This window comes from Actinomycetota bacterium (assembly GCA_040757835.1).
Classification (GTDB): domain Bacteria; phylum Actinomycetota; class Geothermincolia; order Geothermincolales; family RBG-13-55-18; genus SURF-21.
Genome location: JBFLWJ010000001.1, coordinates 26,836 through 52,693, shown reverse-complemented (window position 1 = coordinate 52,693; position 25,858 = coordinate 26,836). Strand labels below are relative to the sequence as shown.

At 62.5% G+C, this 25,858-nt stretch carries 18 protein-coding genes and 2 riboswitches; of the genes, 5 read left to right on the top strand and 13 right to left on the bottom strand.

The window, feature by feature from the left end:
* Positions 1-495 precede the first annotated feature (495 nt).
* The 3 genes from AB1384_00250 (at position 496) to AB1384_00240 (ending at position 3,454) form a co-directional block, all read left to right on the top strand.
* Positions 496-1,641, top strand: coding sequence for a hypothetical protein (locus tag AB1384_00250; protein ID MEW6552701.1), 1,146 nt, complete (start codon positions 496-498; stop codon positions 1,639-1,641).
* A complete protein-coding gene (locus tag AB1384_00245; GenBank protein ID MEW6552700.1) occupies positions 1,602-2,285 on the top strand; it encodes a hypothetical protein in 684 nt (227 codons plus the stop codon). The genes AB1384_00250 and AB1384_00245 overlap by 40 nt, the downstream gene beginning before the upstream one ends.
* A gap of 68 nt (positions 2,286-2,353) precedes the next feature.
* Positions 2,354-3,454, top strand: a complete 1,101-nt coding sequence (locus AB1384_00240; GenBank protein MEW6552699.1) for a hypothetical protein — start codon at positions 2,354-2,356, stop codon at positions 3,452-3,454.
* 24 nt (positions 3,455-3,478) lie between these two features.
* Here the strand turns inward: AB1384_00240 and AB1384_00235 are convergent, their stop codons facing one another.
* The 9 genes from AB1384_00235 to AB1384_00195 form a co-directional block, all read right to left on the bottom strand.
* The gene (locus AB1384_00235; protein MEW6552698.1) at positions 3,479-3,706 is read right to left on the bottom strand and encodes a hypothetical protein; all 228 of its coding nucleotides are present in this window, start codon (positions 3,704-3,706) and stop codon (positions 3,479-3,481) included.
* Complete coding sequence (locus AB1384_00230) at positions 3,703-5,412, bottom strand: AMP-binding protein (protein MEW6552697.1); 1,710 nt, start codon at positions 5,410-5,412, stop codon at positions 3,703-3,705. Before AB1384_00230 ends, AB1384_00235 begins: the two co-directional genes overlap by 4 nt.
* 184 nt (positions 5,413-5,596) lie before the next feature.
* Complete coding sequence (locus AB1384_00225) at positions 5,597-6,595, bottom strand: nitroreductase family protein (GenBank protein MEW6552696.1); 999 nt, start codon at positions 6,593-6,595, stop codon at positions 5,597-5,599.
* A gap of 345 nt (positions 6,596-6,940) precedes the next feature.
* On the bottom strand, positions 6,941-8,200 hold the full coding sequence (locus AB1384_00220; GenBank protein ID MEW6552695.1) for a thiolase family protein: 1,260 nt from the start codon (positions 8,198-8,200) through the stop codon (positions 6,941-6,943).
* Positions 8,201-8,333: 133 nt separating this feature from the next.
* Complete coding sequence (locus tag AB1384_00215) at positions 8,334-9,389, bottom strand: acyl-CoA dehydrogenase family protein (protein MEW6552694.1); 1,056 nt, start codon at positions 9,387-9,389, stop codon at positions 8,334-8,336.
* The gene (locus tag AB1384_00210; protein ID MEW6552693.1) at positions 9,390-10,865 is read right to left on the bottom strand and encodes an acyl-CoA dehydrogenase family protein; all 1,476 of its coding nucleotides are present in this window, start codon (positions 10,863-10,865) and stop codon (positions 9,390-9,392) included.
* A 285-nt stretch (positions 10,866-11,150) separates the two neighbouring features.
* Positions 11,151-12,833: a hypothetical protein gene (locus tag AB1384_00205; GenBank protein ID MEW6552692.1), complete on the bottom strand. Its 1,683-nt coding sequence runs from the start codon at positions 12,831-12,833 to the stop codon at positions 11,151-11,153.
* A 166-nt stretch (positions 12,834-12,999) separates the two neighbouring features.
* Positions 13,000-13,851, bottom strand: coding sequence for an SDR family NAD(P)-dependent oxidoreductase (locus tag AB1384_00200; GenBank protein MEW6552691.1), 852 nt, complete (start codon positions 13,849-13,851; stop codon positions 13,000-13,002).
* 48 nt (positions 13,852-13,899) lie between these two features.
* Complete coding sequence (locus AB1384_00195; protein ID MEW6552690.1) at positions 13,900-16,536, bottom strand: FAD-dependent oxidoreductase; 2,637 nt, start codon at positions 16,534-16,536, stop codon at positions 13,900-13,902.
* A gap of 177 nt (positions 16,537-16,713) precedes the next feature.
* On the opposite strand from AB1384_00195, the gene AB1384_00190 reads away from it, so the two are divergent.
* Complete coding sequence (locus AB1384_00190) at positions 16,714-17,091, top strand: DUF4180 domain-containing protein (GenBank protein ID MEW6552689.1); 378 nt, start codon at positions 16,714-16,716, stop codon at positions 17,089-17,091.
* Between the two features lie 63 nt (positions 17,092-17,154).
* Here AB1384_00190 and AB1384_00185 read toward each other — a convergent pair whose 3' ends face one another.
* The 4 genes from AB1384_00185 to AB1384_00170 all read right to left on the bottom strand — a co-directional run bounded on the left by AB1384_00185 (position 17,155) and on the right by AB1384_00170 (position 22,060).
* Entirely contained in the window at positions 17,155-17,976 is an 822-nt protein-coding gene (locus tag AB1384_00185; protein MEW6552688.1) for an enoyl-CoA hydratase/isomerase family protein, read from the bottom strand.
* A 27-nt stretch (positions 17,977-18,003) separates the two neighbouring features.
* Positions 18,004-18,600: a hypothetical protein gene (locus tag AB1384_00180; protein ID MEW6552687.1), complete on the bottom strand. Its 597-nt coding sequence runs from the start codon at positions 18,598-18,600 to the stop codon at positions 18,004-18,006.
* Between the two features lie 189 nt (positions 18,601-18,789).
* Entirely contained in the window at positions 18,790-19,440 is a 651-nt protein-coding gene (locus AB1384_00175; protein ID MEW6552686.1) for a molybdopterin-dependent oxidoreductase, read from the bottom strand.
* A gap of 160 nt (positions 19,441-19,600) precedes the next feature.
* The gene (locus tag AB1384_00170) at positions 19,601-22,060 is read right to left on the bottom strand and encodes an SdrD B-like domain-containing protein (protein MEW6552685.1); all 2,460 of its coding nucleotides are present in this window, start codon (positions 22,058-22,060) and stop codon (positions 19,601-19,603) included.
* A gap of 50 nt (positions 22,061-22,110) precedes the next feature.
* A riboswitch (cyclic di-GMP riboswitch) is annotated at positions 22,111-22,195 on the bottom strand.
* Positions 22,196-22,516: 321 nt separating this feature from the next.
* A riboswitch (cyclic di-GMP riboswitch) is annotated at positions 22,517-22,598 on the top strand.
* A gap of 411 nt (positions 22,599-23,009) precedes the next feature.
* On the opposite strand from AB1384_00170, the gene AB1384_00165 reads away from it, so the two are divergent.
* Positions 23,010-25,858 (top strand): SdrD B-like domain-containing protein (locus AB1384_00165; protein MEW6552684.1); only part of this gene is annotated, 2,849 nt, incomplete at its 3' end.

Below are 25,858 nucleotides of genomic sequence, written 5' to 3'. Positions count from 1 at the left end.
ATCGATCACATGGTCGGGAAAGAACGCCCAGGTGCAGCGGCCAGTAAGAGGAAGGCGGGAGGACGCATTGTGCTCGCCCTCTTGCTGTCTGCGGGTCTGGTCTTCGCATTCGCGCCGCCTTCCCACTCTTCTTAACCGGGATGGTCTGACCCCCAGAACCTCTCCCCCACGAGCACCGAGAACCATGACGTGCAGATCGCCGTTGACTCAGGCGGCAACCCCCATGCCGTATGGGTCGGGAACGACGGCACGACCGACCGGATATGGTACGCGAAGAACACCGGGAGCGGTTGGTCTGCGCCGCAAATACTCTCGCCCGACAGCACGAAGAACACAAATCCCCAGATAGCGCTGGATGGAAACGGCAACCCCCATGCCGCACGGAGAGGGAATGACAGCACGACCGACCGGATATACTACGCTTCGAACAACGGGAGCGGTTGGGCCACCCCGCAGATCATCTCACAAGACAGCAACAGATACGAGGCCCCCCGGATGGCGGTGGACCCGGACGGAAACCCCCATATAGTCTGGTATGGATATTTTAAGTATGGTTACCGTGTGGACCACATCTACTACTCCACTAGCGAAGGAAGTGGATGGACCTCTCCGCAGATCATCTCCCCCTATACCATGAACAACAGCAATCCCGAGATATCTCTGGACCCGAGCGGCAACCCCCATGTGGCCTGGATCGGGAACGACGGTACCGACGAACATGTCTTCCGCTCCTCGAACACCGGCAGCGGGTGGGTGTCCCCGCGGGACATCTCGCCTTCCAGTTCCTCTAACCAGGCTCCCCAGATAGCGGTGGACTCAGCCGGCAACAACCATGCGGCCTGGACCGGGGATGCTGGCGGAACGAGCCATGCCTGGTACTCATGCGGCGAATCGCTGGATTACCCGTATAGATACTTCTTCGCGGAAGGATACACCAGGGACGGTTTCGATACCTGGTTGACCCTGCAGAACCCGGGGAACGGGAGTATTGCCGTGGAGGCGAGGTTCATGCTCTCCGGGATGCTGCCCATCGACAGGACCTACCCCGTGCCTGCCGGATCGAGGTGCACCATCAACGTCAATAGCGAGGTGGGAGCGGGCATGGACGTCTCGGTGAGGCTAAGGAGCAAGCACGAATTCTACGCGGAACGCCCCATGTACTTCGACTACAAGGGCGGAGTGCCAGGCTATGCGTGGGACGGGGGTCATGTCTCCGCCGGGGCCATAGCTCCCGCCCGGGACTGGTACTTCGCCGAGGGCTGCACCCGCGGGGGGTTCGAGGAATGGCTATGCGTCCAGAACCCGAATGACAAAAAGATCGCCATAAGCGTTGATTACATAACGGCGGGTGGTTATGTGCTGAGGAAAGATTACGCGGCTGAAGCCAGTTCCCGCATATCCATCTTCGTCAACGGGGACGTGGGGCCGGACCAGGACGTATCCGCACACGTGCACTGCGACGACCCGATCGTGGTGGAGAGACCGATGTACTTCAACTACCAGGGAAAGTGGGTGGGGGCCATGTGGTCATGGGGGCCGATTCGCCCAGGAACGTCTGGTACTTCGCGGAGGGCACTACGAGGGACGGCTTCGATATTTGGTTGGCGGTGCAGAACCCAAACGACCAGGACGCACACCTGAAAGTCCGTTTCCTCAAGAGCGACGGCACCGAGCAGGTCGAGGGCTATGCGATAGGCGCCGACACCCGCTGGACCTTCAATGCAAGCCTCCCCCTGGGGGTCGGGATCGACGCAGCCGTGGTCGTCAAGAGCAACCGCCCGGTCATAGTGGAGCGGATGATGTACTTCTCCTACGGCCCCGGCTGGAAGGGTGGCCACGCGGTGCTGGGGGCTTCCCACCTCTCCACGACGTGGTTCCTCCCAGAAGGAAGTACCCGTGAAGGTTTCGAGGAGTACATATGCATAGCCAACCCTGGGGACAGTCAGGCCTATGTTACGTTATCTTTCATGCTCGAGATCGGGGATACTGTGACCCATGAGCTGAGCCTGGCTCCAGAAAAACGGGTGACCGTGGGGGTTAACAGTATCATAGGGAGCGGACGCGACGTATCCGCAAGGGTCAGTGCGCCGACACGCTCGTTGTCGCTGAACGCCCCATGTATTTCGACTACGGCTACGGCTGGACCGGTGGGGATGATTTCGTGGGGTACATGCCCTGACTCTACGGCGAAAATACCGAGCTTGTCGACACGATCTCCCGCCTCCACCTCAAGAAACCCGAGAACCATCGATCCTTTCATCCACATGACCGTATTCCTCTTATAAAGAAAAGGCCTTGGCCGGACGATGTTTGTTGCAGGAGATTCAGGGCTCCCGAAGAGATCGGACCAATCATGAGAAGCTGTCCCGAATGCGGGGTGCCGAAGCGCTTTACCAGGGCCCATCGCTGGCAGAACAACGGCACCATACTCGAGAACCGCAGCACGGCCCACCGCATGGTCTTCACGGAGTGCGAAAACACGGCGGGCGTCTTCGCGCGCATTGAGGAGATACTGGGCCTGTCCATCGAGCGCCTCATCAACGAGAGCGTCGGCAGGCTGACTTACGATTACGTGAACAACATCGTCCCGGGGATCGCCCTCAAGTTCTTCCGCCTGACCACCCTCAGGCCGCTGGCGGCGAGCGTGGCCGGACTGGGCAGGATCATCGGCCTCGGCGACGTCGAGCTGCTCTCCATGCGCATCAAGGGCGACGAGGGCGATTACGTCAAGATCGGGGGCAGGAACCTCTATTACCTCCCGGCCTACTGCGGCATGGTGACCGGAGCCATGGAGGCACTTTCCGGGCAGGAATGCACCATGTCCTACGAGGAGACCTCGCCGGGATATTTCGAGGTGACCACGCACGTCTCCACCCACCCCATCGAGCTGAGGGAGAGGTTCCAGTGGCCGGAATACGCCGGCAAGCCGGGAGATATCTCGCTCGCGAGATGCCGGAAGTGCGGGGGGCCGATGGCGCTGTCGCAATACGAGTGGCGGGACGGCATGATCCTGCGCAGGAGCGACGGGCGGCGCATGCTCATCGACGGCCCCGCGGAGACCGACGCCATCTTCATCGAACTCGAGAAGGAGCTGGGGGAGGATATTCCCAACGTGGTAATCGCCGCCCAGCGGGACATCGCCAAGGGCGGCCTCCACAGCGCGGACGAGATAAAGGATATCGAGACCTACCGTCAGGTGCTCGCCTTCAGGGGGTTGGGCAACCTGAGGGAGATGGACTCCGACGGGGAGCGGCTGCGCCTGCGCATCGAGAACCCCTGCATGCACCTGCTGCTGGTCGGCCTGTCACAGGGCCTCTTCGAGCTGGCCGCCGGCCGTGAGAGCCGGGTGGAGTGGGAGCTCACGGGCGACGGCGACCTCGTGATAGAGGTCTCCCAAGCACCGGACCATCCAGGGCCTCTCGCCGGCAGCGCAGCGGGCGCGGGAAAGGGATAGGGCATCTAAGCGCGCAGGCACCGCCTATCCACGGTGCAGCGAGGCGATGGCCGGCACTTTGTTGAAGACGACGATCCCCAGCGGCAGGGTGATGAGAAAGACGCAGAGGAACCAGCCCAGGAAGATCGCGATCAAGCTGAAAACGAGACCGAAGGGGTAATAGAGCACCCTGATCCACCAGCGTACCTGCCTCTGGGCGCCATGGAAAGGGAGCAGGGTCCTGCATGGCATGGGGCGGTGCTTAACGGTCAACCCTTCAGCTCGTAGACGTTGCCGGCATCGGGGCTGAAGGCATCCCGGAGCAGGCGGTCCAGGTGCTTCTCCGAGGGGCTCTTGGGGATCTCCTCCACCACCTGCAGGTAGGAGGGCACGGAGTTGCGCTCCAGGTTATCCAGGGCTGCCCTGAAGATCGACTTCACGTCCACATCCCTCCCCTCGAAGGGCACCACCGCCGCCACCAGGTCGCTCTCGCCGGGCGCGCCAGAGGCTGCCGGGATGCCGTACACGCATACCTCCGAGACGTCCGGGTGGTCGCCGATGACCTTCTCCACCAGGTCCGGCTTGATGAAGTCACCGGCGCGGCGCAGGGCCCCGCCCTTGCGGTGGTCGAAGAAAAACCACCCTTCCGTATCGCGGTGGACCATGTCGCCTGACCGCAGCCACCCCCCCATGGTCTTTTCAGCCGACGCCTCGGGCTTCTTGTAGTACTCCACGGAGGTGCCGGTGAGCATGCGGCTGACCAGTTCACCGACGACACCGGGCGGCACCTCGTTGTCCTCCTCGTCCACCACCTTCATCTCCACCAGGCCGGGCAGGGGCTTGCCGAATGAACCCACCGGCCCCTTCCCAATGGGCTTATAGGCGAATCCCCCTTCGATGGCCCCGTACCACTCCAGGATCTGCACCCCGAAGCGCCGCTCGAACTCTTCCCAGATCGCCCGGGGGGTGCCCGCGGAGATGACCATGCGTACCGGGTTGTCCGCGTCGTCGGGGCGGCGCGGCTCGTTGTGGATGCCGGACATCATCCCGCCCAGGAGAGAGAAGGTGGTGCAGCCGTGCTTGCGGCAGACGTCCCAGATGCCGCTCTTGGTGAAGCGCTGGCCGATCACCGCCGGTATGCCCATGGAGAGGGCGGGGAAAAGGGTCACGGCCTGGGCGTTGCCGTGGGCGAGGGAGAGGCCGGTATAGAGCACGTCGTCCCCGCGGTAGTCCCAGACCAGGTACCCCAGCAGGCAGTAGATGGCGTTGCGGGCCGAGTTGAGGGCGACCCCCTTGGGGTTGCCGGTCACCCCGGAGGTGTAGATGATCTGCACCGGCAGGGCGGGGTCGTCATGGCGGTCACCTACGCTCTCGTATTCCGGCCTCTCCAGGATCTCGTTGACGGTCGGATAGCGCAAGGCCAGTGCCGGGTCGGCGTCCGGTTTCATGCTCAAGTAGATGGTGTCAAGGTTGGGCGCCTCCTTCGCCGCCTTCTCGACTTCCGGCAGGAGGTCGGCGGTGGTGATCACCGCGCGCGCGTCGGAGTCCCCGAGTTGATAGGCGAGCTTCTCCCCGCGCGCCCGCGGGTCGATGGGGACCAGCACCATACCCAGCATGGAGCAGGCGGCCAGGGCGTAGACGAACTCTGGGTGGTTGCGCAAGACCAAAGCCACCTTGTCCCCCTTGCCGTAGCCGGCGGCGCGGAACCCCCTGGCCAGGCGGTAGGAGTTGCCGACCAGCCGGGCATAGGTGAGGCGGTCGTCGGGGTAGAGGCCGCCGTTGTCGATGATGAGGCCGGTGCGGTTGGGATCCTCCTCCGCCCTTGCCTCGAGCAGCCCTGAGAACACGCCCCGGTGCCCGATTAAACCCGAGCCCAGCGCCCCCCGCACCACCCTGCGGATGACATCCGGATGCCCCAGGAGCCGCATGACCATGGCGAGCCGGGGGTCCTTTGCCTCGAGGTTCTCCAATAGGCCCATCCTCATAACCTCCTGCGCACGCTATATTCCATACGAACACGTGCCAAGCCCGGAAATGTCTGCATTAGTCGGCACGAATGTACTGACTTTACCAACATGTCCAGGCGCTGGGACACCGCCGCGCCGCCCTCCGGGCGTCGCTGTCGCTTACGCGATGCAGCCCTGCCGGCTCTTCAATGGCGCCCTAGGGCATTTCCGTCCACACCTTGCCGCCCTTGCGCCAGGTGATGGGGGGAAGTTCCCTCTTCACCATGGTGTCCGCGTTCACGCGCGGATAGCCGAGCACGATTGCCGTCGCCACCTTGTAGGGCCACCCGATGCCAAGCTCCTTCTTCAGCTTGGGCAGGAAATTGATGCCGATGGTGAAGGACATCCAGCAGGTGACCAGCCCCAGGGAATGGGCGGCGAGCACCATGTTGGTGCCGCATATGCCGATATCTATACCGGGATCGTTCATGCCCCGGGTGTCGGCGAGGAGCAAGACGAGGCAGGGTGCTCCCAGGAAGACGTCCGACGGCTGCAGGATAGCCGTTCCGCCGGTGATCCCCCTCTGGTCCGTCATCCCTGGGGCCACAGCGCTGAACAAGCCCAGGATCCTCCTGGCGATGGGATTGGTCTTTCCCGACCAGTAAAACCTGGTCAACAGCTTATAGAAGACGTCCATCTTCTGCGCGATGTAGTCCATCTCCTCCCGGTCGTTGATGACCATGAAAGCCCAGGGCTGTCCGTTACCGTGGGAGGGGGCATAGCGGGCGGCCTCGACCACCCGGCGCACCAGCTCGTCAGGGACCGGGGCCTTGGAGTAGATGCGGTTGCTGCGGCGCTTGTAGATGACCTCCTCAACCGGGGTCAGTCCGTCGATGCCCTCCACTTCCGGGATGTCCGGATATCCCTCCTCGGGATGGAAGAGCTTGGTCTTGAAGACCCCCTCCTCCACGTTGTAGAAGCCCTGCATGGCGGTGGCGCCCTTCTCGCAGTGGGACACGCAGGCCGAGCAGGAGATGCATACCACCCCGTCTATCTGGCGCGCCTTCTTGTCCACCACCTCCAGGCAGGCCATGGGGCAGGCCTGCACGCAATTGCCGCAGCCGGTGCATTTCTCGTCGTCGAAGACGATCTTCGACAGCGACCACGCCTCCGGATGGACCGGCAGGTAAGCCTTCTTGAACTTCTCCGAAGCCATTTCCCTCTCCCCCTTTGGTCTCGCTAAGCCTGCCCCCGACCACTGCTCCCGGGCTATGATAATAAGCCACAAATGTGCGTATCTAAGCGATGGATAGCTTGCTGCGCTCGCGCGTCGCCCGTTGAAAACCCCCACCTGGGACCACGGGTTGCTGTAAATCCTCTACCTGATCTGCCATCAGCCCGAGAACCGGGGGTTGGTCTGAAGCGACCTTCGCGAACAGTAAATCCGATAGAAGGGCCATGCTGCAGCGTTGCCCGACGGTCATGCTCTCCATGCAGCCTGCGAGTGCGGAGCGAAGACCGTCACCCCCGGGCTCGGGCCACCAAAGCATATGGTGCCTTTTCAACCCATGCGTTCCAGTATATGCAAACACATGGCCGCCTCGCCGGTGCCGACGAAACCGCCGCCGTTCTCGGACATGGCGATCCTGGCCCCCTCCACCTGGCGCTTGCCGGCCTCGCCGCGCAGCTGTGTGACCAGCTCTACTATCTGGGCGATGCCCGAGGCCCCGATGGGGTGGCCACGGCACTCCAGGCCGCCGCTGGTGTTCACCGGCAGCTTGCCGCCGACTTTGGTCGCTCCGGACTCCGCGAAGGGGCCGCCCTCGCCCTCGCCGCAGAAACCGAGCTCCTCACACTGCAGCAGCTCGCCGAAGGCGGTGGCGTCGTGCACCTCGGCCACGTCGATGTCCTCGGGGCCCAGCCCGGCCACCTCGTAGGCCTTCTTGCTCAGCCGCGTGCCGATGAGGTCCGTCTCTCCGCCAGCGGGCAGCATCCCGCCGGTGAGCACCGAGGCCAGTATCTTCACCGGGCGGGCGCCGGAGAAACGCTTCAGCGCTTTTCCCGAACAGAGTATCGCCGCCGTGGCCCCGTCGCCCATGGGCGCGCACATGGCCCGGGTGAGAGGGTAAGCCACCGGCCGGTCGTTCAGGACCTCCTCCACCGTCATGTCCATCTGGTACTGGGCCAGGGGGTTGAGGGAGGCGTGGTGGTGGTTCTTGGCGGCGATGATGGCCAGCTGCTCCTGGGTGGTGCCGTACCTCTCCATGTGCATGCGCGCCGCCGCGGCATACAGGTCCATGAAGGGGGAGCGGGCGCCCTCGCCGCCGCCTTTCTTGCCGCCCCCGGAGGCCTCGACCTCGGCCGCCTTCTTCTTCTCGTCCGCCTGGAACGCATCCAGGACCACCCTGATGAACTCCACGTCGGCGTTGGACATGAACATCTCGAACATGGCCTGTTTATTGTCGGGGTTGAACATCTTCTCCACCCCGATGGCCAGCGCCACGTCGTAGGCCCCCGCCTTGATGCCGAGATAGGCGCCATTGACCGCGCTGGTGGCCCCGGCGCAGGCGTTCTCCACGTTCATGGTGGGGATGCCCTCGATGCCCAGGGGGACCAGTGCCACCTGGCCCCTGATACTGTGCTGGCCGGTCACGATGCCCCAGAAGGAGTTGGAGAACCAGGCCGCTTCGATGTCCTTCTTCTGCACCGGGCAGTCCGCGAGCAGGTTCTCGACGACCTCCGCGGTCAGCTGCTTGATGCTCTTCTCGGGGTATTTGCCGAAGCGCAACATGCCCACGCCGATGATATATACGTCCTCCATCCCTGCCTCCTTTGTAGATCACCCGCGCCGAAGGCAACCGCTCACGCCGTTCCGTGCGCTGGCGGCCAGCCTGCCGATAGCTTACATACCCTGGTATGATACCATGGTATCCGAAGCGCCCTCAATCACGGTGTCACCCTGTCTCGGAGATCTCGAGGAGGCGCAGCAGGGCCTCCTGGCTGGTCATGGGATACATCTGGCAGTACTTGGCATCGCGCATCAGGCGCTCCATCCCGTAGTCCCGCATATACCCGTAGCCGCCGTGGACCTGCACCCCGTCCGTGGCGGATTTGCAGGCGCGTTCAGTGGCCCGCAGCCAGGCGACCATGGCGGGCGCGAGCCCCCCGTCCTCGCAGGCCTTCTTTACCAGGGCCCTCCCCTGCTCCACCGCCGCCAGCATCTCAGCCAGGAAGATGCGCATCTGCTGGTGCTCTATGATCATCTTCCCGCCCTGATACCTCTCGCGCGCATAGGCGTAAGCCTTCTGCAGCGCGTTTCGGGAAATGCCCGTGGCGATGGACGCGAGCCCCAGCATGAGCACGCGCTGCACCTCTCCCGCCATATCTCCTCCCGAGATGACGTTCGAGGCCTCGGCATCCTCGAGGCGTATGGAACCGGCGCGTGCCGCCCTCAGGCCCATCTGATAGGGTTCCGCGTTTATCTCCACGCCGGCGGCGTCGCCGCGCACCGTCAACGCCTGGGTCCCTCCCCCGCCCCCGGGCAGGAGGGTGATGAGGGAACACTCCTGGGCGTTGAGGGCGAAGGGCACCCGCCCCTTGACCTTTCCATCGGCGAAAGAGACCTCGCCCGGAAAAGCGAGGCAGACCGGAAAGGCGTCGGGGCCGACGCCGGTGATCAGCGCCTTGAACTCCCCCATGGCCGCGGGCAGCAGGGCGGCGTTGTGCGCCAGCAGGACCGCCGCTATCCCCGCCTCCTCCACCGCTATCTCCTCCAGGGCGACGCAGAAAGCGTAGTCGTCCAGGCCACCGCCGCCGTAGTCCTCCGGGATGAGGGCCGCCAGCATACCCAGGTCCTCTGCCTTGGCGATGGCCTCCTTTATCCGCCACCGGGCAGGGTCCAGGTCGAGCTGCTCCGCCTGCGGGCCGAGTTCCTTCGCGGCGTAGGCCGCGGCTGTCTCGCGCAGTATCCTGTATTCCTGGTCTTCAGAGAACTCGGGGAGTTTTATCATCTAGCTCACCCCTTTCTTGAACGGCCCGGGGACTTCCACCTTCAGCGTCCTGGCGATCTCGGTATTGTAGACGACCAGCCGGTTCAACTGGTTTGTGCCTTCGTAGATCTGGGTGAGCTTGGCGTCGCGGAACGCCTTCTCCACCCAACGCCTCTCCACGCTGTCATCGGTGCCCATGAGTTCCAGGGCCCGCGAGGTCAGCTCCATGGCGTTGTCCGCGCAATTGAACTTGGCGAGGGAGGCTTTGGCGAGCATGTCTGTGACCTCATCGTCCTTGATGAAATAACGGAAGAGGATATTCACGAAGGCCTTGCCGTAATAGGAGTTGAGCAGGGCGGCGTACGGCTTGGAGGCGCGGATAGACCTGGGGATGAGGAAGGCGGAGAGGAATATCGGGTGGGTGAAGGCGCTGCGGAAGACGGCGTCTCCCACCAGGCTGTGGTTGATGTAGAGGCCTCGGTTCTCCTGGATAATCCCCAGCATATCCGCCAGGCTCATGCGGATGCGGTCCTCGTCTATGGGCCGCTTGCCGTTGCGCCTCTCCCTGGTCCAGGCCAGGAAGTGCTCGTAGGCACCGCGCGCGATGCCGTTGGCGATGGCGCCCACCGGCCCCCTCGATGCGGCCATGATGATGAGAATACCGTTGGCCATGCCGTCGCCCTCGTATCCCAGCACGTGCGAGTCGGGCACGAACACGTCCTCGAAGAGCAGCTCCGCCGCGTGGCAGGCGCGCTGCCCCATCTTGAGCTCTACCCGGGGGGTCGAGAAACCCTCCATGTCCCGCTCCACCAGGAAAGTGGTCCAGGTCTCCAGGGGGCGGCTGCGGTCCGTGGCCGCGGTGACGGTGAAATACTTCGCCTCGCTGCCGCCGGAGATGAAGCACTTCCGGCCGTTTAGTACGTAGCCGCCCTTGGTCTTCTTGGCCTCCATACCGATCTTGCCCACTTCCAGGAATTCCGGCTCCTCCACGTCCGTCCCGGCCGAGGGTTCGGTGATGCCGTAGGCCATGAGCACCGGGTTGCCCCTCTTCTCCTCCTCGACGATCTCGTGAAGGACGGTGTCCCAGTGGGCCATGGCGCCGGAGGCGATGACCGGGGCCACGCCGAGCGAGTGCGCCGCCAGGGCCAGCCCGATGCCGCCGCAGGCGGAACAGAGTTCCTCCACCGCCAGGGCCATGCCGCTGATCATGTACTTGTCCGCCAGTCCTCCCACCGCCTTGGGGATGGCCAGTGAGAATATGTTGTATTTGCAGGCCTCCCGCATCATGTCCCAGTTGAAATACTCTGGCTCCTTCTCCATTTGTTCGTCGATGTCGAGGGCCATGGGTAGCGCCACATCCCTTTTGTAAGCGGCGCAACCTTCTACCAGCCCGATGATCTCGTCGATGCCCTTTCGGTCGTGCTCGCGCAGCGCCGCTAGGGGCGGGAAGTCCAGGAGCAGCTGTCTGCCCCTATCGCTCAATCCCTTGACGCCCATGCTGTTCCCCCTTCATGCCTTGCCCGCGGCATCACGTGCAGCTGGAACCGCGGAGACCTCACCGACATAACGTTGAACCTGTTGCCTTTTTGATGTGAACCACCCAGCCGTAGACAAATGTATTGTAAACTATTCATCCGCATTGAACATAGCTATACGGCGCAGCAAGGAGATGGGGAAGATGGGGTCAGCCCCTGACATGTGACATTTTCTGATAGCCGAAATAATCTAAGGTTTGCCTTTGCTGAAATTGTCACATGTCAGGGGCTGACCCCATCTTCCTTGTTAGGGGCTGACCCCGTTGAAGGCGCCTTCGCCCACCTGGCCAGTGAAGATGGGTTCGTAGAAGAGCCTGCGTGCCTCTGGATAGTTCTCGTAACTCAGCTTTATCCTCTCGTTGAGGTCCAGCCCGAAATTGCGGTAGACCAGCCAGGGCGGCAATCCGTCGCGCAGGGCCACGGCTTTTACGAGGAGCTGCCCCAGCGTGAGGGTGACGTCACCGCCAACCATGCGTTTGAAAGAGGCCTCTTCCTCGTAGCTGTCCCACTCCGCCTCCGCAAAAGGCTGGAGGACCCCTTTGTCCCTGGCCTTTTCGATGTCCATGGCCATTATCATGCGCTCGATCTCGAACACGTTGCCGACGGCCCCGAGGGGCAGCCCGATAAGCCCCAGCTCCTCCACGATCTCATTGACGATGGGGATGCCTTCCTCCGGTCCCATGAGGATGGTCTCGCTCTCGCCACGTGACATACCTCCCGGGATAGGCGAGACCACCTCCACGCCGTTGGAGAGCCGCATCGAGGTCATGAGGCCGTACTTCCCTGCCCCCAAGGGGGAAGGGAAGGCTGTGATAGATTGGATGGTCACATCCGGGCCCACGCCCGGGGTGATGGCCACGCCGCTCTTCCAGTCCTCGGCGGATTTCTGCATGTAGTAATAGAGGCCGGCGCGGTTGGACAGGAATGCCCCGCCCAGCTTGGCCAGGACCACACGGCCCCGGGGCCGGTAGGAAGCGGCGAGGGCAGCGGTGACCTCGAGGGGATCGGGCAGGGTATCGGGCTGGGTGGAACGGTGTGAGATGACAGTGTTCAATCCGGCGCTGTGGAATAACTCCATGTATATCCATGCCTGGGAAAAACTGCCAACCTGGTTCAACTTCACCAGCCCCGCGTTGCATACACCCTGTTGCAGTGCCTTATACGCTATACCCGGGTTGGTGACCAGGCTGTCGTCCCCGATGATCAACAACCTGTCCCCCAGCTTCGCGGTCAGCTCCTGCCAGTACACCCACTGGCTCTCGGGAGCCGCGAAGGGGTCCTCGAAGGCGATCTGATACTTCCACAGGTAGAAGAGCTCGACATACCTGTCCACAAGTTCCGAGCCGCTCATCTTGCGCCCCTGCCAGGTATAGGAGCGGGTCTCCGGGTCGAACATGGAGTCCGAGTCGGCCGCGTTGTCCACTCCCAGGAACATGTTCTCGCCATAGCGGTAGCCGTATTTCGACCCGGCCTTTCCCACCGCCTCCATCAATAGTGCGACGGCAGCTTCGTCCCCGCCGCCGTGGCCGTCGAAGGAACAGCCGCCCTCGTTCTCCCGCCCCCCACCGGACACTCCCTCGCGGGATGATATCTCCGCCACTATCTGGTTCTGGAGGGCCGGCAATACCTGGAGGGTCCCGTAGAACCCCCGGCGGGCGATCTCCCCGGTCTCCTGCGGAAAGAGGATGACCCATTTCTCCTGGCCGACCAGGTCTGGCGAATTGTTCAGCGTATTGCCATCGGCGTCCTTGAACTCGGTGTGCTTGCCCGCCTGGATGACGTTATGCGCCCCCTCGGGGAGATAGACCGCGACCCCTGCGAAGCGGGGATCGTCTCCCCCGTATTCGGCCCAGTTCCTCACCTCGCCGACGAGCTTCCCGTAGTTCGCTTTCGCCTGCTCATCGACTTCCTCGCTCCGGACATCGATCATGGGGGCCCCAGTGGATGCCTGTCCGCCTGAACCGGCTCCCGCTTTCCGTTCCGGTCCAGGGTCCTCATGCGATCTTCTCCTCGTCACTTTCCCCCAACCTCCTCGTTCCAGATCCGGTTAATCACCGCCGGTCAGATATTTTATCATCCCCCGCGTTCAAACTCACTCACAGCAAACCCCGTTTCGCCAGTTGCGTGAACACCGGCTTTACCAGGCCGTGCTTGTAAAGGTAAGCGGTCTGGCCGTAAAAGGCCGCGGGCATCAGCCTCTTGAACCACCAGAATAGGCGGGCGGAGAGCTGGGGCAGCACGTAGAGGCGGTTCTTCTCCACGGCTTTCACGATCATCGCCGCGATATCGTCGGTGGTCACGCGCGCGTTCGCGGCCGCGGTCAGCGATATGTCCTTGAGGACGGTGCTGTCCGAGGCGGTCATGGCGGAGAAGAGGTGGCTCTGGAAGAAGAGCGGGCAGACCACCGTCACCCCTATGCCGGAAGGGGCCAGCTCGGCCTTGAGCGCCTCGGAGAGAGAGATGACCCCAGCCTTGGCCACGCTGTACGGGGCCGTCTCCGGGGCGCAGACGATGCCCGCCGCGGAGGCGATGTTCACGATATGGCCACCTCCCTGGCGCTTCATGCGCGGTATGAAAGCATGACAGCAGTAGATCACCCCCCAGAGATCGGTGTCGATGATCAATTCCCACTCCTCCATGGAGGCGTCTTCCGCGCACGCGGTGCCGTAGACCCCGGCGTTGTTCACCAGCAGGTCCACACGGTCCCAGGCCGTGAAGAAGTGCTCCGCCACGGCCTGCACTTCCTCGTATCGCCTCACGTCGCAGCGGTATACCTCCCCGCCACCGCCGGACTCTTCGACCTCGCGCAGGGTCCTCTCCGCCTCCTCCACCTCGATATCCACCAGGCCGATCCTCCATCCCCGCCGTGCCAGGGCCAGGGCGATAGACCTGCCGAGGCCGGTGGCTGCGCCGGTTATCACGGCGTTTCGCTCGGCTTTGCAGTCCATTAAGGGCCTCCTTCCCTTACCGGGCCACAGGCAGCGGCCACCGTTACGTCACAACCTGATGCGCAGGTCCGAGACGGGATAGCTCATGCAGGGGTGGATGTAGCCGAAGTGCTCGTCTGCCCAGCGCGTCAGCACTCTCGCCGGGGCGAACACCTCCCCCGCTTCCAGGCGGGTACGGCAGACGGTACACTCCCCGGAGCGGCACACCGCTTCCACCACCAGCCCCGCGCGCTCCATGGAGTTCATCAGCGGTTCGCCGGCGCGCGCCCTGAAGGCGGTGCCGCTGCGCTCCTCCACCACTTCGAACACGGCGTTTGGATCGATGCCCGGCCAACCCTCCTCCCGGGTCACGTCGTCGGGAGGACCATATGCTTCCTTCTTCACGCGCAAGGCCGACACGCCGAGCATCGCCAGGGCGCCCTCACAGAAGGGATACATCTCGGCCGGCCCGCAGATATAGAACGTCTTCCCTTCCACCGTGCCCAGGACGTTCGAGATCATGTCCGCGTCGATGAAACCGCAGAGCCCTCCCCAGTCCTCTCCCGGCTCGGAGATGATGAAGTCCACGTCGATGTTGTCGTTCTCCGCTCCCAGTTGGGCCAGCTCCTTGCGGAATATGATGTCGTCCGGATAACGGGAGCCGTAAAGCAGATGCACGTGGAGCGGGAGGCCTTTCTCAGCCACCTCGCGCATGATGGAGGCAAAAGGGGTGATGCCGCTGCCGCCGGCCAGGAAGACGAGGTCCGAGCCGTCGGTTAGGGGTTCGTGGTAGAAATTCCCGGAAGGCCCCGTGGATTCCAGCACGTCGCCCTCTCTTACCTGGTCCAGGAGATACGCGGACACGAACCCGCCCTCCTTGCGGCGGACGGTGATGTCGTAGTGCGGCCTGCCCGGCGCCGATGCGATGCTGTAAGGTCGCGAGGTCTTCACCCCGTCCAACTCCAAGAAGAGGTTTATGTACTGCCCGGCGCGGAAGAGCGGCAGGACGCCGCCTGTGGGAACCAGGCGCAGGGTCTTTGTGCTCTCCGTCTCCTCCAAGATCCCGGACACCTTGAGGGCAAGCCGCCGCGGGTGAAGACCGGCCATTGACCTCTCCACCGCCTGCGCCTCCACCTCTATCTCCGGGGCCTCCGCGGCCTGGTTCTCGCAGAAGGTCTTGAGGCCGTCTATGGCCGTCACCTCCATGCCCCCCCTCTCCATGTCCTCCAGCACGTTTTCCGCCGCCGTGCGCCCCGAATCGATGCAGGGCTGGAAGCCTCCGCCTACGCGCACCCAGGCGCCCGCGAGGTAGAGGCCGGGCAGTGGACCGCGGTTGGGAAGGCGCAGCACCGTCCCTTCCACGGGCGAGTTCTCGTATCCGTACACCGCCCCAAAGGCGTTGCCGGTGTAGCGCATGTGGGTGAGGGGGGTGGCCACCTCCACCACCTCGATGTGTCCCTTAAGCCCGGGGGCCACCCGGTCCGCGATGTCGATGAGCCTCCCGGCCAGGGTGTTCTTGGCATCCACGTACTCCTGTGGCGAGAGCTCCAGCCAAACGTCGCCGTAGCCCATGGTGGTCAACGAGATGACCGAGGTCCCCGGCGGAGAGAACTCCGGGTCCACGATGTTGTAGGGCGCGATGGCGCAGCCGGTGGGCTCGAAGACGGCGTTGCGCCTGGCCACGTCGTAGTGGGCCTCGAAATCGTAGTCCATATTGACCATGGTCTCGTGGTTCTCCAGGCCCAGCTCCGATACCGGGCAGTCCAGGCCCAGGAAGACCGAGAAGAGGGAGTTGCCGACCTTTCCCCAACCCAGCCGCTTCAGGTACCAGGAGGGGATGTGTTCGCGCCCGACGAGGTCGATGCAGGTGGAGATGGGGCTGGCGTTGCTCACCACGTAGGGGGCGGATATCTCCGTGCCGTCCTGGGCGACTACCCCCCTTACCGCACCGCCCTCGACGAGCACGCGGGAGGCACCGTTGTTCAGCCACACCTCCCCGCCGTTCTCCATGATCGTCTCCACGAAGGCCTGGGAGAGGGCCTGGCTCTTGCCCTTGATATGTACCGGCCCGTACTTGAGATAGGTGGCATTGGCGATGGCGAAGAGCAGAAAAGAGAGCTTCGAGGGCGGAAGGCCGTAATAGCCCCAGAGCTGGGCTATGACCGCCCGGGCTTTCTCGTCCTTTATCTCTGCGCCCAGCACGTCGGCCAGGTTGGCGCCGGCATAGGTCATGAGGTTGGCATAGGCCGAGGGGTCTTTCATCATCGCCTCCTGGGAGAAGGTGGAGACCTCGTCCAGGATGGCGAACATGAGGGATGTGAACTTCTTGATGCCGTCGGCCTCGGCCGGGAAATGCTCGCACATCGCCCCGTCGTAGCCTTCACGGTCGGCGGGCAGGACCATGTCCAGGTCAGGATACCAGCTGCGGTAAAAGTCTGGGATATCCAGGAACTCCACCTTCTGGACCACCCCGATCTCCTCCAGGCTATGGTAGAGCGGGCCGCGCCGGTCCGCGTGGCCCAGGCCGGACAGCTCGTGCAGGGATATCTCGAACTCGAAGCGCCCCCTGCGGAAGGTGGACGCGTAACCGCCCGGAACACTGTGTTTCTCCAGCAGGAGCACCTTCTTACCCGCCACCGCCAGGTTGGCGGCCGCGGAGAGCCCCCCGAGCCCCGCCCCTATCACCACGGCGTCGAAATCACCCATCTCTCACCCTCCTGCTCCTATCGACAGCGCCTTGCCTACATGTATTTGAGTATTCCCTAAATCGAACTGCGTAACCTCCAATGGACACCCCGGGAACCGGGGCTGGAAACCTCCATCGGCCACCATTATTGTAGGATGTGCCTTGAGCGATGGAGGACCGCTGCGGGGGATGATGCCATGGACGTTTCCGTCAACAGGGATGGAACCCCACATATCGCGATAATACACAGCGCGGACATATTGATCGCCGATGTGGACGATGCATTGGACTTGATGGCGACGGTTGCTCACGAGCACGGTTGCGATGCCATGGTGATAAGCAAATCGGCGATAACGGAGCGCTTTTTCGACTTGAAAACCGGGCTCGCCGGGGAGATATTGCGTAAGTTCACGAACTATCGTTTCAAGGTAGCCATCATCGGCGATTTTGAGGTCTACTCCAGCCCGAGCCTGAGGGGCTTCTTGCGTGAAAGCAACCAGGGCAACCAGTTATTCTTCCTGCCCACGGAGGAAAGCGCCATCGCAAGATTCCATGCTCTTGGCACAAACGGCTAAGAGGACGCGGCGGACGAACGGACCGTGAGAGTCTCACCCCTCGGAGTTCTGAGCCGGAAACGGTCATTCCTTGGCGATGTCTTTCTTCTGGCTCTCGGGAGGAGCTGCCGCCAGCGCCGCGCCGGCGATATAGAGCGATTCGATAAGCAGCACCTGGTTGCGGTCCTCGAGGCGCAACGTATCGCGCAGGTTTCCCGAGTTGAGGCCGATGTTGATGGCGTCCTTGGTCATGCGCAGGGCCAGTGGGGGCTTTTCCGCCATCCTCTGGGCCATCTCCATGGCCCGGTCCAGCAGCTCCTCCTGGGGGTAAACATGGTTGGCCAGACCTATGCGGTAAGCCTCGTCTATCTCTATCACCCTCCCGGTGAGGAGCATCTCCGCGGCCATGCCCCATCCCACCAGGCGCCACAGGAAATAGCTCGATCCCATGTCGGCTCCACCCGTGCCGATGTTTATGTATGAGGCGCAGTATTTCGCCGCCGCCGAGGCCAGGCGCACGTCCGCGGCCATGGCGAAGCTCATACCCGCCCCCATGGCGGCACCGTTTACCGCCGCGATGATCGGTTGGGGGCAGGCGCGCATCATCTCGATGATATCGGAGAACCTCTTCTGACCGCTCTGGATGGTATCGCCGGTGATGCCCCCGGACGCGAAACCTCCCTGGAGGTTGGCCGCCTCCTTGAGGTCCAGCCCGGAGCAGAATCCGCGGTCGCCGGCGCCAGTCATCACGATCACCCTGCAGTCGTACTTCTCCAGCATCTCTCTCCAGAAGACGTTCAACTCGTCCAGCATGACGGCGTTGATGGCGTTCAGGCGCTCCGGCCGGTTCAGGGTGAGCACGCCGATGCCGCCGTCAAGCTCGAACCTCAGGGTCTCGAAGTCCATCCGTATTACCTCCCTCCGCCGCGCGTCTCAAGGGGTCAGATCCACGCCGCTGCCGGTCACCCTGGCGATGGTGATCTTGACCTTGTCCTCGAAGAGCTCCACGATCACGGTGACTATGGCCCCGTCCTCGGTCTGGAGCATCCAGGTCGTGCTCTCAGGTGATGGCATCGCAGGAGTACCCAGCTTGCCCTTGTACCAGTCCACGACCTTGTCGATGGCGTCCCCGGTGGTGAACTCGGCGCCCGAGATGGAAACCTCCTGGCCGGCGGAGTCGGTCGTACCGGCCACTCCGGAGCCCTCCACGTACAGGGAACCGGGGTAGATGGGTGCTCCCAACGCCTCCTCGCTCGGCGCCTGGTCCTGCACCTCGATGGTGGACTGCTCCCCGTCCTCGCCCTCGATGATGACCTTGTCGGCTTCGCCTTCCTCCTGTGACTCCTCCACGGTGATCTTCTTGCCCTCGTCGTCGGTTATCTCGACTTGTTCCTCGGTCTCCGTCGTCTCGGTAACCTCTTCCGACCCGGCGCCCTCGCCGCCTGCCTTATCTTCATTGCCGCAGCCCGCGAAGAGCGCGAACGAGGCAAGGCAGGCGATTATAAACAGCAACACCATGGTCTTCCTCATGTTTCCGCTCCTTTCAGACGTTACTTTCGCGTGAGCACATTACGAAAGGCTTACGGTTATTAGAGTATAAACCATGCCCTGGGGTTCAAACCACGTCCGCCGAGCCGCCCAGCCACGCTCATGCAATAACCGCGGGGATGCAGGGAGGATCCGGGTATAGCCTGGAAAAGCACCGTTTCGAATATGAGGTCAGCGGTCAGAGGCGTCAGCCTCGTTTGAATAGCCGCGGCTCTCCCAGTAACCCTCATAATCTCCGGAGATGACCTCGATGGCGGTGACCCACTTGATCCATTTGTAACCGAGGCGGTCCGGCACCACCAGGCGCAAGGGGAATCCCTGCTCGTGCGGGAGCATCTCCCCGTTGGCCCCGTAGGCCAGCAGGGGGTCGGTCTCCATAATGTCCGCGAGGGAGAGGGACGTCGTATAGCCGCCGGGAGAAGAGAAGACCACGGTCTCGGCCTCCTCCAGCATGCCCGCCTGCTCCAGCAACGGCGACAGCCTCGTTCCCTTCCAGAGGGCGGTCTCGGTCCAGCCCTCTACGCAGGGAAGCTCGACCAGCCTCTCCTCCGACTGCATGGACGTGATGTCGTCGAAGGTGAGGGAGAGCGGCTTCTCCACCAGCCCGCTAACCGTGAGGGTGTAAGTGGCCGGGTCTATGACCGGGTCGGGCTCGGCGGTACGCACGCGCATCTCGTCAAGGGGGGTCACTTCCACCGTATCCCCCTCCGGAAGCTCAAGTTCCGCCTTGGGCTCGCCACCTCGCAGAAGCATGAAAAGAACCGCCCCGATCAGCAGGACGGCGATGATTATCACGACACCGTATCTCTTGAACAGCTCCATGGTCTGATATTAAGGCGGGTCTTGCAGTAGGCTGAATGATACCGGTCAACCTGCGGATTCCTTCCGGTCCGACGGTACACACCGATATCACTCTCTCGTATTAAACGACGCACAAGACGAAGGAGGGGGGCATTGCCCCCCTCCCATTCCTGCGGAGCGATCAGCGCGTACGCGCCATCTTCAGCAGTCCGTAGGAAGCGATGAAAGCGCCTGCCAGGATCAGAAGACCGACTATGATAAGCAGGTAGCTCATCTCGAAACCGGTCACCGGCAAGGTCTCCTGCGCCTCGGGCTGTACGGGAGGATTCACGACCTCGCCTGCAACTACCACGTTGTTGAAGAAATCGACCACCTTCTCATCTCCTGCCTGGAGTTCGAAGGAGACCGAGACCGGCGCGGTCGCCACGTACCCGTCGCCCACTATCTCCTCTACGGTATATCCGCCGGCCTTTAGGCCCGTGAAGGAGTAGGAGCCGTCGGCCGCGCTCAGCGTGGTGGCGATGATCTCGCCCTCGGCGTCGCGCAGGTTGATGGCCACGCCGGCGAGGCCTTCCTCGCCTTCGTCAGCTGCGCCGTTGGCGTTGAGGTCAAGCCACTTGGTCCCGGACACCGAGGCCAGGAGTTCCTGGTTTATGAAGACGAGGTGCTCTTCGTCGCCGCTCTCCAGCGTGATCTCGTGCTCGGACGCCCCAACCGCGACCCAGCCCTCGGGGACTACCTCGTAGAGGTGGTACTCGCCCGGCATCAGCAAGCCGAAGTCGAAGAGCCCGTTCTCATCGGAGAAGGCCTCCGCGTAGAACTCGCCGCCCTCCAGCACGAACTGGACACCCTCGATGGGCTCGCCGGTGATGGCGTCCACCTTCTCACCGGTTATCCGCGCCATCCTGGCGTTGAGGAAGTAGACCTCGACTCCCTGCCCGGGTGCCAGCCATCCGGATATGGGGTTCTGCGAAGTGGGATAGTAGCCTTCCGGCACCACCTCTTCGACCATGTACTCTCCGGGCACCAGGTCCTTGAACTCGAAGTACCCGTTCTCGTCGGTGATGGTCTCAGCGACCAATACGGCGCTGGTCAACTGGATGGAGATGACCGCCACGGGGTCCATGGACTCCAGCCTGTACAGCTTGATGGTCACGCCGGCCAGGCCGGGCTCGCCCTCGTCGAGGATGCCGTCAGCGTTCAGGTCCACGTACTTGTAGCCGTGGATCTCGGCGTACCTCTGCGGGATGTGGTAATTGAGGAAGTACTCCTCCAGCACCACGTGTTCGCCCTCTTCCAGGGAGACCGCGATACTCAGCGGGCCGCTGTTGGCCACCCCGTCGGGGAGGACTTCCTTGACCTCGTAATCTCCAGCCTCGAGGTCCGCGAAGTGGAACATCCCCTCGGAATCGGTGACCGTCTCGTCTATCTTGACGCCGCCCAGCCACAGCTCGATAGTGATGCCGGCCCAGCCGCTCTCGCCCTCCTCCAGCTCGCCGCTGATATTCACGTCCTCGTACTTGTAACCGGTGATGGAGCCGTATTCCTTCTCGGGCTCCTCCACCACGATCTCCACGTCCACATCATCCTCGAGGTCGCCGATCTTGGCCTTGTTATTGAGGATGTAGGTCCCGGCCTCTTCGGCGGTCAGGTCTTTCTCGATGACGACGGTGAAAGGAGCCTCGGCCAGGTCCAGGGCCCAGGGCCCGGTCAGGGAACCGGCGTCCGAGCCGTTGATGGTCACCGTGGTGATCTCGTAGCTGAGCCCGCTGGCGGGTTCGATGGTCTCGATATCCTCGAGCATGACCTCAGTGGATCCTCCAGCCACCGGCTTGGCGAAGTCCTCACGGTAATGGAACTTCCAGTCCTGCATGCCCGGCTTCGGCGGGTCCGGCTTGTTGCTGATGGTGATCTCGATGAGGTTGCTCATCGCGGTCACGCTGGCCAGCGGCACCGGCAGGGTGAAGGTCCCCGAGTATGAATAGACGTGCGGCCCTCCGGTGGGTATGGCGTTATCGCCCATGGGTACAGTGGTGGTGATGTTTGATGTCGCTGCCAGCCAGTTGGGTCCGCCGGCCTTGTACCACACGGTATCCGAGACCGCTATCACGTCCGCCGCCCAATCTCCGGTGTTCTGCACGAAGATGTTACCGGCGATGTAATAGGAGTTCGAGAACTCGGCGTCAACTTCGATGGTGAAGGTGACCTGCTCCGCCGCTCCCAGCATCATCTCGATGTAGGACTCGGACGCCGTCTTCTCCAGGCTGATCTCCGGCGCGGACTCGGTCACCACGTCAACGTCCTTGGATATGTTGAGGCTCGTTACCTCCCAGGGCTCCTCGGGCTCGGTCGATCCTCCGGCCGCCTCGAATCCCGCCTGGACGGCGGCAGCTTCTTCCGGTACGACCTTCTCGTCCACAAGAGCGGCCTCCTCCCGGACGGCCGCCTCCACTTCTGCAGCAGCAGCTTTCTTCTCCGCACCCGCCGCCTTCTCCTCAACGACTATCGACCCCGAGGTCGAAGCCTTCTTGCCGGAGGCTCCCGCATCGGAGGCGATGGCCGGAACAAAGGGGAAAGCAAGCAGCAGCGCGATGGCCACTACCAGCATCACGCTTACTATCAATCTTACCTTCTCGCTCATCTTGATCCCTCCTCATATTTCCGCCGCATATAAAACGGCCTCTTTACTATGGGAAAAGAGGCCGGTTTCACTATTGGCTCCAAACGTTCTAAGTGACCACCTGTCTAAACGTTCATCATCGCTTCCTCTTAGACTTATCTAATATATTATCTTTGATTCCTCTATTTAGTTGTATCTTGAGCATATACGGACTGTGCGGGCCCTTCTATGATTGACGTCAGGCGCAGGAGTCCGGGGTCCCGGCGCAGGGAAGAGCGAGGTTAAAGCCGGCCGCCGGCGGCGCTCGCGGGCCTGTACCCCATAACTCTTTCTCCCGGTCCAGATCACCAGCGCCGCCGATGTGCGGTTTAAGAAATATACAGGGGGAATACTGTAAGCATACAACTATGTATGGATACTGGTTGAATGTCCCGTGACAAGACTGGTATAATTTAGTCGCTTGCACATAGATTATACATATGAGGGAAACTGCGATCCGCGTTCTTGACCTGGTCACCTGGGGCGCGGGGAGTAAATGGTGAAACCGGCCCGATCATTACGGTGGTCGGGTTTTCTATGTTGCGGCAAAAGGACGCTGTGAATAGTCGTCTTGATACGGTCGCCAGGGCTACGGGAGCCAACTGTGAAACCGGCCCGATCGGACCTGCGATCGGGGTTTCATACATAGGGTACGGCAGACAAGAGAACAGGGAGGATAGGGCGAGAGGGCAAGAGGGCCTGGGACAGGAAAATGGGCAGTTTTCCCGGTTGCGGCCAGGACACAACAAGGCGTAGATATTATGGAGACCGCACGCCCTTGCTTAAAGGCTGGGACCTCTCGACTATTCCCCATCTCGCACTCTCTTGCCGGTCGTGCCTGGCAGGAGAAAGCGCTTCTCCGCCGAGCAGACTCGGGGAAGCACCGCTCCCGCACCAGAAGGAGGATAGGAACGGATAGGGAGGTGAGATGTTGAAAGACCTCAAAAGATGGATCGCGCTCCTCGCCACCGTAGCCTTGCTGCTATTGTCGCTTACGTCTGGGTTTATCTCGGCTGCCCCGGCGGTCGAGAAAGAGAAGCCCGGCAGTGGCCATCCCGCATCTGAGGATGGGAAATGGACCAAGCCGGCGGAGGAGGAAGAAGCGGTTCCAGAAGAGTCCCCGCAGAAGGACCCCGAGAAATCCGGGGAGGCTATGGATCCGGCGCCCGCCCCCGCAGAAGAGAGTCCGGCGGAAGTGCCGGAAACGGCAAAGGAACCAGCGGCTCTGACCCTGGCAGTGATCGTTTCCGAACCGCCCCAGAGGACCAGCGTGACCCCAGTGCTTTTCGATCCCTGGCAGTCGGGCAACGCGGAATACGAATGCAAAGAGGCCGGCTGTACCGCCAAATACGCCTACAAGGTCGAGGGTGCCGCCCCGAACGGCACCTACACGACCGATGAAGGCAATGTCATCACCATCTCGGGGAGCGACGGCTATATCTTCAACTGGTCGTCTGTATACTCGGTGGGCTGTGTCATCGTGAAGGGCGGAGACGGTGCCAACGTCTTCTACTATGGTGCTTCATACGGCGACTCCGGGCTCTATGCGCCTTTCAACACGAAAAGCCCCGACCCGGATGACACACACGAGATCAGCCATGTGACCTTCTGCTTCAACTGCCCCGTAACCGGCTCCATCTGCGGCACCAAGTGGAAGGACCGCGATCATGACGGCGACGGCGATGTCGTGGTGGCGGGGGTCACCATCGAGCTGTACGCCCTGGACGACACCAGCGGCGTCCCTCTAAGGACCACCACGACCGGTACGGACGGGAAATACTGCTTCAACGACCTCCCCCTCGGCGACTACCTGGTGAAGGAAGTGCTGGGCTCCGGATGGTACGCGGTGAACCCCGCCAGTGGCGAGCAGATCGTGCATCTGGGGACCAGCAACAGCACAGGCCTTGGGGTCTCGTGCTGTCCGCCACCTCAACCACAGGCGACCGCGGATTTCGTGAACGCCCGTTGTTGCGGGAAGATCTGCGGCACAAAGTGGGAAGATGTCGACGGGGATCGTAAAGGCGACGTCGTGGTGGCGGGGGTCACCATCGAGCTGTACGCCCTGAACGACACCGGTGGTATTCCTCTCCGCACGACCACGACCGGGGCGGACGGAAAGTACTGTTTCGAGAACCTTCCGCCAGGCGATTACCTCGTGAAGGAAGTGCTGGAACCCGGCTGGTGCGCGGTGGATCCCGAGAACGGGGAGAAGATCGTATACCTCTGTACCAGTAACAACGTGAGCAGCACGGGCATCCTCTGCTGGCCTCCGCAGTGCCCGCCCCAGTGCGCGACCGCGGATTTCGTCAACGCCCGTTGCACGGGCTCCATCAGCGGCTACAAGTACACCGATGTGAACGGGGACGGCGTGCTGGACGAGGGCGAGCCCGGCTTCGAGGGCGTGACCGTAAACCTCAAGCAGGGCGACACGGTGGTCGCGACCACCGTGACCGGTGCCGACGGCAAGTTCGCCTTCTCGGACGTCCCGCCGGGCACCTACGACATCGAGGAGGTCCTGGAGGCCGGCGTCTACACCAAGCACGTGACCGTGATCACCGGCGTGGTGGTGGTCTCGGGCGAGGAGACGATACTCGACGAGGCAGAGGGAGAGTACTTCCTCAACTACGAGCTGGGCTCCATCAGCGGTTTCAAGATCAGCGGGTGCGACAGGAAACCGGTTGCCGGCATCCTCATCGAGCTGTGGAAGGACGGCAAGAAGGTCGCCGAGGAGACCACCGACGAGAACGGCGAGTTCTCGTTCTCGGATCTCGAACCCGGCAAGTACTTGGTCAAAGAGGTGCTCACGCCGGAACAGGCCGAGGAGTGGTACTTCGTAGTCCCCAATGACGGGGAGCAGGAAGTCTGCCTCGAGAGTGGAGAGAACGAGGTCGTCAGCTTCGTAAACTCCCCTTACGGCAGGATCGACGGCTACAAGTTCCTGGATGAGGACTGCGACGGGATCATGGATCGCGGTGAAACAGGTATCCCGGGCGTCAGGGTATGGTTGTGGTCCCTGTGCGGCATCCGGGAGGCCTGGACCGACGCCAACGGCTACTTCAGCTTCGAGGGTCTAAAGCCAGGTTTCTACAAGGTCTGGTTGGACGAGTCGACGGTGCCCCCCGGCCATTACCACACCACCTCCACCTGGCAGTTCGTCTGGCTTTGCTGCGGCAGCGACAGACGGGTGGACTTCGGGAACGCCGAACTCGGCAGCATCTGCGGTTACAAGTTCCACGACAGGAACCTGAACGGGACCATGGACTGCGGGGAAGAAGGCATCCCGGGCGTCAGGGTATGGCTGTGGTCCCTGCTGGGCTTCCGGCAGGCCTGGACGGATGCCAACGGCTTCTACTGCTTCAAGAACCTCAAGCCTGGCCTCTACAAGGTCTGGTTGGACGAGTCGACGGTGCCCCCCGGCCATTACCACACCACCTCCACCTGGCAGTTCGTCTGGCTTTGCTGCGGCAGTAACAAACGGGTGGACTTCGGCAACTGCATGAACGGCTCCATCAGCGGCTACAAGTACACCGATGTGAACGGGGACGGCGTGCTGGACGAGGGCGAGCCCGGCTTCGAGGGCGTGACCGTAAACCTCAAGCAGGGCGACACGGTGGTCGCGACCACCGTGACCGGTGCCGACGGCAAGTTCGCCTTCTCGGACGTCCCGCCGGGCACCTACGACATCGAGGAGGTCCTGGAGGCCGGCGTCTACACCAAGCACGTGACCGTGATCACCGGCGTGGTGGTGGTCTCGGGCGAGGAGACGATACTCGACGAGGC

Bases quoted from the DNA above. Each gene is read 5' to 3' on its own strand.
- AB1384_00250 (MEW6552701.1), top strand. From the start codon at position 496: ATGGCGGTGGACCCGGACGGAAACCCCCATATAGTCTGGTATGGATAT.
- AB1384_00240 (MEW6552699.1), top strand. From the start codon at position 2,354: ATGAGAAGCTGTCCCGAATGCGGGGTGCCGAAGCGCTTTACCAGGGCC.
- AB1384_00230 (MEW6552697.1), bottom strand. From the start codon at position 5,412: ATGGGCCTATTGGAGAACCTCGAGGCAAAGGACCCCCGGCTCGCCATG.
- AB1384_00225 (MEW6552696.1), bottom strand. From the start codon at position 6,595: ATGGCTTCGGAGAAGTTCAAGAAGGCTTACCTGCCGGTCCATCCGGAG.
- AB1384_00220 (MEW6552695.1), bottom strand. From the start codon at position 8,200: ATGGAGGACGTATATATCATCGGCGTGGGCATGTTGCGCTTCGGCAAA.
- AB1384_00215 (MEW6552694.1), bottom strand. From the start codon at position 9,389: ATGATAAAACTCCCCGAGTTCTCTGAAGACCAGGAATACAGGATACTG.
- AB1384_00210 (MEW6552693.1), bottom strand. From the start codon at position 10,865: ATGGGCGTCAAGGGATTGAGCGATAGGGGCAGACAGCTGCTCCTGGAC.
- AB1384_00205 (MEW6552692.1), bottom strand. From the start codon at position 12,833: ATGATCGATGTCCGGAGCGAGGAAGTCGATGAGCAGGCGAAAGCGAAC.
- AB1384_00200 (MEW6552691.1), bottom strand. From the start codon at position 13,851: ATGGACTGCAAAGCCGAGCGAAACGCCGTGATAACCGGCGCAGCCACC.
- AB1384_00195 (MEW6552690.1), bottom strand. From the start codon at position 16,536: ATGGGTGATTTCGACGCCGTGGTGATAGGGGCGGGGCTCGGGGGGCTC.
- AB1384_00190 (MEW6552689.1), top strand. From the start codon at position 16,714: ATGGACGTTTCCGTCAACAGGGATGGAACCCCACATATCGCGATAATA.
- AB1384_00185 (MEW6552688.1), bottom strand. From the start codon at position 17,976: ATGGACTTCGAGACCCTGAGGTTCGAGCTTGACGGCGGCATCGGCGTG.
- AB1384_00180 (MEW6552687.1), bottom strand. From the start codon at position 18,600: ATGAGGAAGACCATGGTGTTGCTGTTTATAATCGCCTGCCTTGCCTCG.
- AB1384_00175 (MEW6552686.1), bottom strand. From the start codon at position 19,440: ATGGAGCTGTTCAAGAGATACGGTGTCGTGATAATCATCGCCGTCCTG.
- AB1384_00170 (MEW6552685.1), bottom strand. From the start codon at position 22,060: ATGAGCGAGAAGGTAAGATTGATAGTAAGCGTGATGCTGGTAGTGGCC.